We start from the raw sequence: 12,827 nt of genomic DNA, 5'->3' as shown, positions 1-12,827 counted from the left end.
AGCGGCGTGTCGCGGGCCCAGCGACCGGTGCATTCCGATCGCCGCGGGGTGCTTTCGAGACAAGAGTGACCCCTGCACGCGCGTGCGTCAAGAGGAAAGGGCCGAACAGTGCGAACTCGCTCGGCCTTTCGAAGCGGGTCGTAGCCGGAGAACTCCCCCGGCTACGACCCGTGAGCAGGGCTACTCGGCCTCGCGCCACCGTGTCGCTTCGGCCAACTCGAAGCCGTACCGGTCGGCCAGTACACCGAGCCGCTCGACATTGGCTGTATCGAGAGCAGTGCCGATACTGCGCAGATCGAACTCGCCGGACAACGACAGCAACATCGTCTCGGCGAAGCATGCGTACGTCAGACCCGGTGCAAGACCGAAATCCAGACCGAAATCCGAGCCGGCAGGCAGCCGCACGATGCCGCCGTCGAACACCGTGACATCGGGTCGTATCCGTCCGACATCGTGCGGGATGTTCGGCGGTTGCGCGACATCGCAGACGATCGCGTTCGGCGCGAGATCCGCGGCGTCGATCAACGCGTGCGGAGCCGAGGTGGCCGCGATCACGATGTGCGCGCGAGCCACCCCCGCGGCCGGATCGTCGAAGAACTCGAGGTGGCCCGACGCGACCAAGTCGTCGACGGACCCGCCCGCCGCGGCAGCAGCCAAACCACCGCGGCCACCGCGAGCTGCGGCCGCGATCTCTCCCGCCGCATCCCACAGCTTGGGCGCGATCTGCCCCTGCTCGCCTGGACGTCCGACGAGAGTCACGTGGCCCACATCGGGAGCCAACGCGCGGGCGATGGTCCGCCCGATCGCCCCAGCGGCACCGAGTACGGTCAGCCGGACATCGCTCAGGTCGATGCCACGCTCCGCGCACACACGTCGCACCGCGCGAATACTCGCTGCCGCGGTGAACGAGTTACCCGTCGTCAGCACTCCGGCCATCTCCCCCAGCGCCAGACCGTTAGTGGTGACCACCGACGAGTACCCGCCGAGACCAACGACCGTTGCGCCTCGTTCGAAGGCGAGATTCGCCGCCGCTGCCACGGCAGCAACCGCAGCGTCGGCGGGCAACTTCAACAGAGCCTTCGAGGTGAACGGAATGCCGATGAGGTTGCCGTGGGCGGCGCCGTGGTGCGCTGTCACGATGCGTCCGCTACCGATGACGAACGGCGACGGATTCAACTCCGAGGTGGCCGATGCGAACCGGTCCAGCAGTTCCGCGCGCTCGCTGTGCGAGAAATCGACCAGCGAACTGTCGAATGCCTCGAACACCTCGAGATTCAACGGATGCGCGATGAAGCCGAACCTGTTGTCGCCCGTCAGCGCGGGGACGGCAGGCGGCCGCCGACCCACGTTCGACACCTGCATCGGTGCCTGCGCCGGCGCCCTGCCGACCAGGTGCCCGACGAGACCGCTGAGATCACCCGCAGCCACGAAGGCCAACGCCCGGTCCAGGGCCGCGACGAGTCGCCTGCACTCCGAATCCGTCACCGTCAGCGGCGGTTCCACCCGCAGGACACGCGCCCCGAACAGGGTCGGAGCGATGCGAATGCCCTCCACCCGAGACAGATACGAGGACAGCATCACTGCGAGGTTCTGCTGATCGGCGATCGATCCCAGCAGCCCCTGACGGCCGAGGAAATTGATGTCTTCGGTGACCTCCACCCCTAGGAGCAGACCGCGGCCACGCACATCGGTGACGACGGAGGGGTACTTCAATGCCAGCTTCTGCAGCTCGAACTTCAGAACCTCGCCGACCTCCCTGACCCTCGTCACCAACGCTTGACTGTGCGCCGTGAGTTCGTCGACGACTGCGATACCCACACGTGCGGTGAGTGCATTGCCGGCGAACGTGGACGTGTGCCGGAGCGCGAAGCTCTCGTTCACGAGCTCGGGCTTGCACAGCACCGCGCCACTGGGAAGTACCCCGCCCCCCAACGCCTTTGCGAGCGCCAGGATATCCGGCACGACCCCCTCGTGATCACACGCGAAGAGCTGTCCGGTTCGTCCCAATCCCGTCTGCACCTCGTCGACAGCCATGAGAACGCCGTGCCGCGAGCAGATCTCGCGCACCCGTGACAGATAACCCTCGGGCGGGGTCACGACGCCTCCCTCGCCCTGAATGGGCTCGACGACGAACACCGCGAAGCGTCCACCCGACGCGCGGAGCGTCTCGTCCAAGGCGTCGCTGTCACCGAACTCGATGGTGTCGAATCCGTCGACCGGTGCCCCGAAGCCGACCTGGTATCTGCTGTTCCCGGTGGCCGACAGCGCACCGAGCGTTTTTCCGTGAAAACTGTTGCGGGTACTGAGAATACCGAGCCTGCCGGTCGCGGCGCGCGCAATCTTGAACACGACTTCCATCGCCTCTGCGCCGCTGTTGACGTACGTCACCCTGCCCAAACCTGGCGGAGCGACTGCCACCAATTTCTCGGCGAGTTCACCCGCAGGATGCAGCACGGAAGGCTGCACGAAAATGGCCTCGCTCCGCTCGCGCACAGCGTCGATCGCACGCCACACGCACTGCGGATCGTGACCGAACGGCAGTGCGCCGTAGGCACCCGCAAAGTCGAGATGCGTTCGCCCGAACGTGTCGTAGAGCTCGGTGCCTCGGCCGGATACGTACTCGATATCGAGATCGACTGCCTCGAGCAGTCGAAACAGTTCAGGATTGACCTTCTCCGCATATCCCCTGCGGCCAGGAGCGAACCGGGTGGAAAGTCTTCCGATGGTTGTGTCGGTCATGAGCACTCCCTGTCGTCGCGAAACCGCCTCCGGCCACGCGAGGAGGCCCGGAGGCGATCTCGGGCAACCAGAGCTCGCCCCACATCGGGACGCATGCGCGATCGTAATTCCCCTCGTGCTTCGTTCCGGACGCAAAAGATTCGGGGCTCACGTCGACATCGACAATTTCGGACTTTCAGCCCGCTTCGAGCGTCGACCGACAGGACTACTTCAGCTCGGTTGCCGAGACGACCCATCGACCGTCGAGGGTCTCCATGTTGACCACGATCGGGAACATGACACTGTCGTACGCCACCCCGGCGCGGGTGGAGCTGACGTTCATGTTCGCGAGCAGCTCGGCCCGATCGGACTCCAGCCTGACCAGACCGATATCCATCACGTCGACCTCGGTGGCCGTCTGCGTCTGCTCAGCGCCCGACTTGATCGCGTCGAGGAACTGATTGGTCTCCTCCTGCAGATCCGGGCCCATGAATGCACGAGCCGACTCCAGGTCCTCGTCGATGGTCTCCCAGTTGTAGCGATACAGAGCCGTCAAACCCTTCGACGCCGCCCTCGTCACCTCCGAGGACGCACCCTGATCGACCCACGCCATGTTGTCGACCTCGGTGCCCGGCTTCACCGCAGCCACCGCAGCGAACGCCACCAGGACGACAGCGACCGCGCCGACGACAATCGCCGGCACCCAGTTCGTCCGCCCCGAAGTGGCCGACTCAGAAGCGGTCGGCTCAGAAGTGGCCGGGCCGGACACGGCTTTGGTGTCGGCGGCGGCGGCCGTGTCGGCGGCGGTGTCCCGGGCCGGCTCGGACTTCGTGAGGTCCGGAGTCTCGACGGCGTCCGGGGCCTGCGTGGCCTCGGGCTTGCGTCCCGAGCCCGCAACCTTCTTCCGCGCCTTGCTCGTGGTGGTGGGGGGAACGATTTTGCGACGCTGTGGTGGCACTGGAAGGACAACTCCTCGATTACGTCTACTGCGAAAAACTCTGATGCAAGACCCGACGGACTCCGATAAGGAAGATGCTTACGGACCGGCGGGAGTCTCGGGCTCGGAAACCTCGGGCTCGGTGGCGTCAGCCGGTGGCGGCGAATCGGAACCGGCCTCCGGATCGACCGCGTTCGGGTCGACCGCGTTCGGATCGACCGCATTCGGGTCTACCGCGTTCGGGTCGGCCGTCGGGTTGAGCGGAACCGGGTTGCCGACGGGCGCCGCCCGCGATGCCTTCCATGTCCCGTCGACGTCCTGCATGCCGACCTCCATGACCAGTCTCTGACGAGACGGATCCAAGCCGTCACGCGTCGTGGTGGTTGCCACTACGACCACAGCTTCGGCAGTGCCGTCGTCTGCGGAGAGCTCGGTGAGGGCGCCGGTCAACAGTTCTGACGTCGTCTTGGCCGACAGGTCGCGTTGATCCTCGGTGAACGAGGTGCGCATGTCCTCGATGAACTGGTTCATCTCCTCGCCCGTCACGGACGTCAGAATCGTGTCGAACGATTCGTCGAGATTCGCCGAGTCCAGCGTCGTCATGTTCAGAACAGCTTGCTGTGCTCCCGTCAGAGCCGAATCCCGCGTCTGCGCCATCTGACGATCGTCGATCGCATCCTTCCAGCCGATGCCGAACCACACACTCGCGGCCAACGCGAGCACCGCCACGATGGACGCCGCGATCAATACTGGCTTTGCCTTGTTCTTCGGCCCGGTGTTCTCCGGCCCGGAGCCCGACGCAGTCGAATCTCGGACCTCGGTGTTTGACATCACACAACCAACCTTACCCTCCGGTAACACGTACTCGATCCCGCGGATGCGACCGCTGACACCACCCGATGACGAAAATGGCGGCGGGCCTGCCGTTTTCCGACAGTACCGCCGCCATCGACGTACCTCGACCGACTACTTCGGGGTCACTCCGATCAACGGAGCGAGCTGCGACGCGATCGGGTTCAGGTTCAGCTTGTCCGGATCGACCTTGGGGATGTCGTCCCACGGCTGCGGGACGTCCGGGTCGGCGAACACGATGCGGTTCGCGCTACGAACACCCGTCACGCTGCCCTGCGGGGTCGTGCAGTTCGCCTCGAGGTTCAGCGGGTAGTTCTCCTCGGTGAGATCGAAATTGGGGTTCTTGGCCTTCTCCTCGTCGAGAATCGCCTGCGAGCCCTCGTATCCGATCGTGCATGGCGGCGGGTTGTTCGTCTCCAGCAACAGGCCCTGATGGATGGTGCCGTCACCGGGAACAAGTGTGCCTGCACCGGCCGAGAGGGCGGGCAAGAAGATCAGCAGCGGCTTGAGCGCGAGCGTCTTCGGGGCCGCCAACGAGGTCAGCGCATTGATATTGGTCAGATCCGTGGTCAACGACGGACCGGCCTCAGCGATGAGAGCTCCGATCTGATCGCTGGCAGCGGTGCCGGTGTTTATCAGGCGCCTGATGTCCGGATCGTTGCTGCGCAGCTGCGCGGTCACCGCGTTCAGATCGGTACTGAACTGCCTGATCGCCGACGACTGCTCGGACTGCGTGTCCAACACCGTTCGGCTGTCGCGGATCAACGCCAGCGTCTCCGGAAGTGCCTCGTCAGCCGTTTCGCTCAAAGTCCCGAGCGAATCGACGAGAACCTGAAGGTCCTCGCCCTTGCCGTCGAAGGCCGCTCCCAATTCCTGCACCACCGTCGTCAAGCTCTCCAAGGGGACCGAGCTGACGAGCTGATCGGTGCTGGCGAGCACTTCCTCGATCGGGACCGGAGTCTCGGTGTCCTCGGTCGCGATGACCGAACCCTCTTCCAGATAGGGCCCGGCATCACTCGGTGGCCGCAGATCGACATATTGCTCACCGATCGCCGATCTGTTGGCGACGACAGCCAGCGCCGAGGCCGGAATGTCCGGCCCCCCGTCGTTGAGCATGAGCCGGACGTTCACGCCGTCCTGGGTCAGCGACAGCGGCCCGACCGTTCCCACTGGAACGCCCCGATAGGTGACCTCAGCATTGGTGAAGATGCCACCGGAATCGGCAAACCGGACGTCGACGGCGTACTGGCCGAAACCGAGCAGATTGTCGATGCGGACATACTTGCCGCCGACGTACAGGATGCCGAAGACGGCGACCAATACGAACGCGATGAGCTGAAATTTGACCAGCCGCGATCTCACAGCCCACCTCCGAGTTGTTCGATCAGATCGTTCAGTGGCGCGAACGGCGTCGGTGGGGCGGCTGCCGCATCGACCAGCTCATTGTCCGGCTCCGTCCCAGGGGCCACAGGGACGCCGGGCGCAGGCGTCGGGGCCGGAATGATCGGCGGGAGGGGCAGCAGCGAAATGGTCGGCCACCCCGGGCGTGGCCCGTTGCCGTTGTAGTAGGGGTTCGCCGGATCTACCAACGGAATACGGGGCCCGAACTTCGGCTGGATGTAGACCGGATCGCCCTCGCCCACACCGAAGTTGCGCAACGCGGTTCCGATCGACAGATCGAGCGAAAGGTACAGGTTCGCGGAGTTGCCCTGAATGACCTTTTCGACGCCATCCGGGAACGGCAGCGTCAGAACCAGTGGCAACGAGGTGACGATGTCGTCGCCCGAAGCCGCAAGCGCCTGCAGCGTGGGCCGCAGAGCGCGAAGGTCCGCGATCAAGTCGTCCCGGGACTGGTTGATGACATCGGTTCCCACTGCACCGAGTCGGTCGAGCTGGCCGAGCATGGCGGTCAGCTGCGGCCGCTGCTGCTCGAGCACCTCGGTCGCGATGGGGAGATCCTGGAGGACGCGATCGATCTTGTCTGTCTGTGCACTGACCTGGGTGGTCAGCACGTCGAGACCGTCGAGAGCCCGCGTGATGTCCTCACGCTGCTGCTCGAGCCCGGTGATCAACGTGTTGGCTTCCTCGAGCAGCTGACGCGTCGTACCCTCGCGACCGTCGAAGGCTGCGTTGAGCTCCTTGACGATGGGAGCCAACTGACCCACGCCGCCGCCGTTGAGCAGCAGCGACAACGCACCGAGAACCTGCTCGATATTGGTGGTGGCCGATGTGCGAGCCAGCGGAATCGTGTCACCGTCGGTGAGCTTCTCCGGATCAGCGTCGCCAGCGGGAACGGTCAGCTGAACGAACTTCTCACCGAGAATGTTCGTCTGCTCGATCCCCGCGATTGCGTTGGCGGGCAGATCGACCGAATCGTTGATGATCACACCGACATTCGCCGTCCACTCGTTGTCCGCGACGGAGATCGAATCGACCCGCCCGACCTCAACTCCGTCGACCTTGACCGTCGACTGAGGCACCAGGTCCAACACGTCCTCGAACTGAATGGTCAGGCGCATCGGGTTGTCGCCGAGGTCGGCACCACCGGGAAGCGGGATGGCGTAGATGCCCTGCGAGCACGAGGCGACGGACAACGTCACCAGGGACGCACCGACGATCGCCACGAGCGGACGCTTGACCTGCCGTGCTGCACGCGATGACCGTTCACTCGGTGACGATGCACCCGAGGAAGATCCCCAGAACGACGGTGTCCTCAGCGGGTTCACTGTCCCCCTCCAATCGATTCTTGCAGACCAGGCATGTTGTTGTTCTCGGCCAGCCGCTCCGAGACAACACCAGGAACGGTCCCCGGCACGACATTGCCCTGTTGTGTCTCGTTGGTGAGAACGCCGAACGGAAGGACCAGATTCGACTCCCGTACCGGCCCCTGAACCAACGTCGCGAACTCGTTGCAGCGATCGATGACGGGCTGAATCTGCGCGCCGAGTTGTTCGAATCGCGGATCACCCGGGACCAGCTTGCCGAGATCGATCAGGCGACACACGATGCCGAGCGGATCCTGGGTCTCGTCCTGCAGGTTCGCGCGGGTCGCGAGCGTGCCGGATTCGGCGTCGTACGAGTTGACCAGGTTGCTGATGGCGAGCGGAAGAATCGTCAGTGTCTCGACCAGATTCTCTCTGCCGTCGGCGAGCGTCTGAGTCGGTTGAACCAGTCCGTCGGCCGCCTGCACCAACTGATCCCGGTTGTCAGCCACGAACTTTGCGACATCGCCCAGCGATATCGACAGCTGATTCAGCGCTACCCCGAGATCGTCGCGCTCACCGTTGAGGAAGCTCGTGAGATTGCTTAGCTGGTTGTTGAACTGGCGTACCTGCTGATCGTTGGCCGCGAGAGCCGAGACGAAAACCTGCAGGTTCTTGACGGTGTCGAACAGATCCCCGCGAGAATCGCTGAGCGTGCGCGAGGCATCGGAGAGCTGCGTGATCGTCTCTCCCAAAGCCGCGCCGTTGCCCTCGAGATTCGCCGCCCCGGTGTTGACCAGATCGGTCAGCGCACCGTTCGCGTTCGCGCCGTCCGGCCCGAGCGCCATGGACAACTCGTCGATGCTTGCGTAGATCTGATCCACCTCGACGGGGGTCGCGGTGCGTTCCCGTGGGATCACCGCACCATCGGCCATCGTGTCGCCACCGGAGTAGGCGGGGGCGAGCTGAACGTATCGATCGGACACCAGGGACGGCGTTATCTGCACGGCCTTAGCATCGGCTGGGATGTCGATGCCCCGATCGACCCGAAGTTTGACCTCGACCTGATCGCCCTGCGGGACCACCGAGGTGACCGAACCGACCTGCACGCCGAGCACACGCACGTTCGAGCCTTCGTAGATACCGACCGACTTGTCGAAGTAGGCGGTGATCTCGGTTGTTCCGGCACGGTTGAACAGCCACCAGAGACCGCCGGCGACGATGAGCGCAGCCACCACGACACCTGCGATGACGGCGCGCGAGCCGCCCGTCTTCTTCACGTTGTCTCCGCTGTCGGTCGTCAGTTGGTTGTCACTCATCAGTTGGCTCCCACATCTTGCACGGGATTGCGCAGGTCCTGAGCCGGCTCGCGGTACCCCGGAATCAGCGGCAGGCCAGGAGGCGCCAGGTTGGCCAGCGTGATGTCGAGCCAACGCCCGTTTCCGACGACGTTTGCGTACAGGCGGACGAACGGCGCATAGAGTTCGATGCCGCGCACGAGGGCGTCGTTGTTCTCGTTGAGAATGTCGATCACACCGTTGAGCTGCTGCAGCATCGGCGTGATCTGCTCTTCGTTGTCACGAACCAGACCGGTCAATTGCTGAGACAACCGCTGCACACCTGTCAGCAGCTGCGATATCGACTGCTGACGATTGTTGAGTTCCTCCAACAGCGGACCTGCGTCGGCGATGAGGCGATTGAACTCCTGGTTCCGGTCCGCGAGGACGCGCGAGGTCGCGCCGGTGGCCTCGAACAGCTGCTGCAGCTCGGTGTCGCGGCTCGCGATGGTCTGTGACAACCTGCTCACCCCATCCAGCGACGCGCGAATATCTGCGGGTGTTTCCGAGAACGCCTGCGAGAGCGTCTCGAAGCTCGACGCCAACTGATCGGTGTCGATATCGGTGATGGTCGAGGCGGCATCACTGAACGCGTCGATCACGTCGTACGGCGAGGTGGTGCGCTCGAGTGGGATCGGATCCTTGGGACGGAGCACTTCGTCGCCGCGCGGCTCGATGGCCAGATACTTCTGGCCGAGAAGCGTCTTGATCTGGATCGACGCCGACGAGTTGTTGCCAACCCAGGCATCCTTCACGCGAAAGGCGACGTCGACCTTGTCGCCATCGAGCTCGACCGAATCGACGACGCCGACTTTGACTCCGGCGATACGCACTTCGTTGCCGGGTTCGAGGCCCGCAGCTTCCTGGAAGTGCGCTGTGTAGTTCGATGCAGCTCCCAGAATCGGGAGCCGCTCCAACGAGAACACTGCCATCGTCGCGAGCAACACGATCATGATTCCCAAGGCGCCTGCCACCATCGGGCTACGCTTGTTCATTCTTGGATCCCCCCAGCTTTGCAACGCTCCGCCGAGTTCGTGTACAGCGGCTGATTCACAGTCGGGAGCCCCGTCGGAAGATTGAGATTCGGTGACGTGCCCGGACCGGCCTTGATGTCGAGCCCGCAGAGGTAGAACGTGAACCACGAACCCTGCTGTGCGGTACGAATCAGCTTGTCGAGCTTCTTCGGCAAGGTCTGGACTACCTTCGTGAGGTCGTCCTCTCGCGCGTTGAGTGTCGTGGCCAGCGTATTCAGGGCCGCGACCGAACCTTGGATCGACGGCCGAGTGGGCTCGAGCAGACCTGCGGTGGCGTCGGTGAGTCCGGCGAGCGAGGTGACCGCCGAGCCGACGACATCACGATCAGCGGACAAGCCCGAGACCAGTTGCTGAGTGTTGACGATGAGCGAATCCAATTGGTCGTCGTTCTGGTTGACCGTGTCCAGCACCGTGTTCAGATTGGTGATGACCGCCCCGATCACGGCGTCCTTGTCCGCCACCGTGTTGGTGAGACTGGATGTACTGCGCACGAGTTCGGAAATGGTGCCTGACTGCCCCTGGAAGACCTGGATGATCTGGTAGGAGAGCTTGTTGACATCGTCGGCGCTCAGCATCTGGAACAACGGCCGGAAGCCATTGAACAAAGTGGTGAGGTTGACCGCCGGGTTGGTCTGCGACAGCGGGATCGTGTCGCCGGGGTTGAGCTTGCCGCCCTGATCCCCGGCACCCTGCTCGATGTCGATGTAACGCTGACCGACAAGGTTGCGGAACCGCAGGTTCGCGGTCACCGTCGACGGCAGCCAGTCGCGGCCGTCTACCGAGAACTCGACCTTCGCTTCGCGCTCGTTGACGATTTCGATCGACTTCACATCTCCAACGCGGACGCCGGCAATGCGCACCTCGTCGCCCTTCTGCAGGAGCGTGACGTCACTGAAGATCGCACTGTAGTTGTTTCCGCCGCCTCCGCTGATGTTGGCGATCGAGAACGCCAACATTGCCGTGGCGAGAATGGTCACCACTGCGAACACGACCAGTTTGACGAGCGGCGCAAGAAGTCCCCTCATTTGATTGTCACCTCCACCCCTCTAAGCGCCGGCGCTCCCGCCGATGTCACCCACGACGGAACCTCTGTCGGAGATGTTCCAGTTGCCTGGCCGTAGATCACGGCCAGCGTGTCACGTTCGAAGTCCGAGCCCTCGTAGCTCGCCGGGGCCGCGCCACCGGGCGCACCCACCAGTGACCCGGGAATTGCTGAGTACTGCGGCGCCGGAAGCTCAGGGATGTCCTGCGGACCGGGGTTGCGCGAGGGAACCTGGTAGGAGCCGTCGTTGGGCGAGCCTCCCGGGTACTGCGGGAAGAACTCCCCCGCCTCGGTGTCGGCCGGTGTGTAGCAACGCGGTCCACGATCGTCGAAGAGCCTCGGCTCGTCCTGGTTGGGCAGGTAACGGCCCTTGGGGTTGACCACCGGTATGTGTACGTTGATGCCTCGGTATTCGTCGCCGACACCGATGACCGTCTGAGCGCGTTCGACGATGGGGACGAACTGCGAGAACGTGCACCCGAACGACGGCGAATACTGTGCCAGCAGCTCGAGCGCCTCACGGGAATCGGCCGAGATTCGAATCAGGTTGTCCGCGTTGGCCTCCAAGAAGTCCGCCGTCGACGCACTCGTCGCCGTGAGCGAGCCGATCAACGTATCGACCGCCGGACGCTGCTCCACGAAGGTGTTGCCCGTGACCGACAGATTGTCCAACGCATCGATCAACTGCGGCCCCGCATCGGCGTACGTCTGCGAGAAGTCCGCGAGACCGCGCAACCCCTGCTGAATGTTCGGCAACTCGGTGTTCAAGCCGGCGAAGATGTTCTCGAGCCGATCGATCGTCAACCCCAACTCCGCGCCACGACCATCGAGACCCTGAGAGAGCGCGCCGAGCGTGCTCGCCAGATCCTGCGGCGGAATCGCTTCGAGCAACGGCAACAGATTGTCCAGCAACTGACCGACCTCGATCGCATTGCCACTGACATCCTGCCGCAGCACGGTGCCGTCGACGACCGGCGACGCAGTGGAGTTCTCCGGCACCATCAATGCCACGTATCGCTCACCGAACAGAGTCTTCGGCAGCAACCGGGCGGTGGTGTTGGACGGAATCATCTCCGCCTTGTCCGGATCGATCGCCATCCGCGCGGTCACCACACCGTCGACCGCCGAGGTCGAGCGAACCTCGCCCACGATCAGACCGCGAACCTTCACATCGGCGTTCAGCGGCAACGCATTACCCACCGAATCGGTGATCAGATCCACACTGACCACCTCTTTGAACGTCTTGTTGTAACTGGTGATCGACCAACCCAGAAAGAGGATCAAGACCAAAAAGAACGCAAGGCCCAGTAGCAGTCGTCGCAAACGCGACGTCGAGTCGATCATCCCGCAACCCTGACTGTGGTGGTGGTTCCCCAGATCGCGAGACTGAGGAAGAAGTCCAGAACCGCAATCGTGACGATGGCAGTTCGCACGGCGCGACCCACTGCCACGCCCACGCCCGCGGGTCCGCCCGACGCGTGAAACCCGTAGTAGCAGTGAATCATGATGAGAACGAAGGCAAAGATCAGCACCTTCAAGAACGAGTAAATAACGTCCTCGGGGGGCAGGAACAGATTGAAGTAGTGATCGTATGAGCCACCCGATTGACCATTGAAGATCGTACTGATTCCTCGCGAGGCTATATACGAAGCCAACAGGCCCACAATGTACAGCGGGATGACAGCGACGAAGCCGGCGATCATGCGCGTGGTGACCAGGAACGGCACACTTGGGACAGCCATCACCTCGAGTGCGTCGATTTCCTCCGAAATTCGCATGGCGCCGAGTTGGGCGGTGAACCCTGCGCCTACGGTCGCCGACAGCGCCAGACCGGCGACGATGGGCGCGATCTCTCGGGTATTGATGTACGCGGACAGGAAGCCGGTGAGCACCGAGCTACCGAGCTGTTCGAGTGCGGCGTAGCCCTGCAGACCGACGACCACACCGGTGGCACCGGACATCATCACGATCACGCCAATGGTGCCACCGATGATGGCCAGTGCGCCCGTGCCGAAGGTGACCTCAGCGAGCAGTCGCAGAACTTCCTTCTTGTAATGGACCAGGGTGCGCGGGACCCAGCCGATGGCGCGCACGTAGAACGACATCTGTTCGCCGGCGCTGTCGAGAATGTTCAGTGGCGCGCTCGCAACGCGTTTTGCGCGCAGGAGAGTACGGTCGCCACGACCTTTGGCGATGGTCATTGCG

The 12,827-nt window shown here is 63.6% G+C and carries 10 protein-coding genes; all 10 read right to left on the bottom strand.

The window, feature by feature from the left end:
- Window positions 1-180: 180 nt before the first annotated feature.
- Window positions 181-2,739, bottom strand: a complete 2,559-nt coding sequence (locus KVY23_RS03150; RefSeq protein ID WP_230555251.1) for an aminotransferase class III-fold pyridoxal phosphate-dependent enzyme — start codon at window positions 2,737-2,739, stop codon at window positions 181-183.
- 205 nt (window positions 2,740-2,944) lie between these two features.
- Window positions 2,945-3,676: a hypothetical protein gene (locus KVY23_RS03145; RefSeq protein WP_230555250.1), complete on the bottom strand. Its 732-nt coding sequence runs from the start codon at window positions 3,674-3,676 to the stop codon at window positions 2,945-2,947.
- Window positions 3,677-3,754: 78 nt separating this feature from the next.
- Window positions 3,755-4,489 carry a hypothetical protein gene (locus KVY23_RS03140; protein WP_230555249.1) on the bottom strand — a complete coding sequence of 245 codons (735 nt, stop codon included), beginning with the start codon at window positions 4,487-4,489 and terminating at the stop codon, window positions 3,755-3,757.
- 132 nt (window positions 4,490-4,621) lie between these two features.
- Window positions 4,622-5,869, bottom strand: a complete 1,248-nt coding sequence (locus KVY23_RS03135) for an MlaD family protein (RefSeq protein ID WP_230555248.1) — start codon at window positions 5,867-5,869, stop codon at window positions 4,622-4,624.
- Window positions 5,866-7,131 carry an MCE family protein gene (locus KVY23_RS03130; RefSeq protein WP_075837651.1) on the bottom strand — a complete coding sequence of 422 codons (1,266 nt, stop codon included), beginning with the start codon at window positions 7,129-7,131 and terminating at the stop codon, window positions 5,866-5,868. Before KVY23_RS03130 ends, KVY23_RS03135 begins: the two co-directional genes overlap by 4 nt.
- 98 nt (window positions 7,132-7,229) lie before the next feature.
- A complete protein-coding gene (locus KVY23_RS03125) occupies window positions 7,230-8,528 on the bottom strand; it encodes an MCE family protein (protein ID WP_075837616.1) in 1,299 nt (432 codons plus the stop codon).
- Window positions 8,528-9,541 carry an MCE family protein gene (locus KVY23_RS03120; RefSeq protein ID WP_206509371.1) on the bottom strand — a complete coding sequence of 338 codons (1,014 nt, stop codon included), beginning with the start codon at window positions 9,539-9,541 and terminating at the stop codon, window positions 8,528-8,530. The genes KVY23_RS03125 and KVY23_RS03120 overlap by 1 nt, the downstream gene beginning before the upstream one ends.
- Complete coding sequence (locus KVY23_RS03115) at window positions 9,538-10,605, bottom strand: MCE family protein (RefSeq protein ID WP_206509370.1); 1,068 nt, start codon at window positions 10,603-10,605, stop codon at window positions 9,538-9,540. The genes KVY23_RS03120 and KVY23_RS03115 overlap by 4 nt, the downstream gene beginning before the upstream one ends.
- Complete coding sequence (locus KVY23_RS03110) at window positions 10,602-11,966, bottom strand: MCE family protein (RefSeq protein ID WP_230555247.1); 1,365 nt, start codon at window positions 11,964-11,966, stop codon at window positions 10,602-10,604. The genes KVY23_RS03115 and KVY23_RS03110 overlap by 4 nt, the downstream gene beginning before the upstream one ends.
- The gene (locus KVY23_RS03105) at window positions 11,963-12,823 is read right to left on the bottom strand and encodes an ABC transporter permease (RefSeq protein WP_230555246.1); all 861 of its coding nucleotides are present in this window, start codon (window positions 12,821-12,823) and stop codon (window positions 11,963-11,965) included. The genes KVY23_RS03110 and KVY23_RS03105 overlap by 4 nt, the downstream gene beginning before the upstream one ends.
- Window positions 12,824-12,827 lie beyond the last annotated feature (4 nt).

Origin of the sequence: Rhodococcus sp. I2R (assembly GCF_020889545.1) — a bacterium.
In the GTDB taxonomy this organism is placed as follows: domain Bacteria; phylum Actinomycetota; class Actinomycetes; order Mycobacteriales; family Mycobacteriaceae; genus Rhodococcoides.
Note: the sequence above shows the minus strand (reverse complement) of the source record. Positions and strands in the feature narration are given on the sequence as shown.

Excerpts from the sequence above, each read along its gene's own strand:
- KVY23_RS03110 (WP_230555247.1), bottom strand. The coding sequence starts at position 11,966 with ATGATCGACTCGACGTCGCGTTTGCGACGACTGCTACTGGGCCTTGCG.
- KVY23_RS03105 (WP_230555246.1), bottom strand. The coding sequence starts at position 12,823 with ATGACCATCGCCAAAGGTCGTGGCGACCGTACTCTCCTGCGCGCAAAA.
- KVY23_RS03125 (WP_075837616.1), bottom strand. The coding sequence starts at position 8,528 with ATGAGTGACAACCAACTGACGACCGACAGCGGAGACAACGTGAAGAAG.
- KVY23_RS03120 (WP_206509371.1), bottom strand. The coding sequence starts at position 9,541 with ATGAACAAGCGTAGCCCGATGGTGGCAGGCGCCTTGGGAATCATGATC.
- KVY23_RS03150 (WP_230555251.1), bottom strand. The coding sequence starts at position 2,739 with ATGACCGACACAACCATCGGAAGACTTTCCACCCGGTTCGCTCCTGGC.
- KVY23_RS03115 (WP_206509370.1), bottom strand. The coding sequence starts at position 10,605 with ATGAGGGGACTTCTTGCGCCGCTCGTCAAACTGGTCGTGTTCGCAGTG.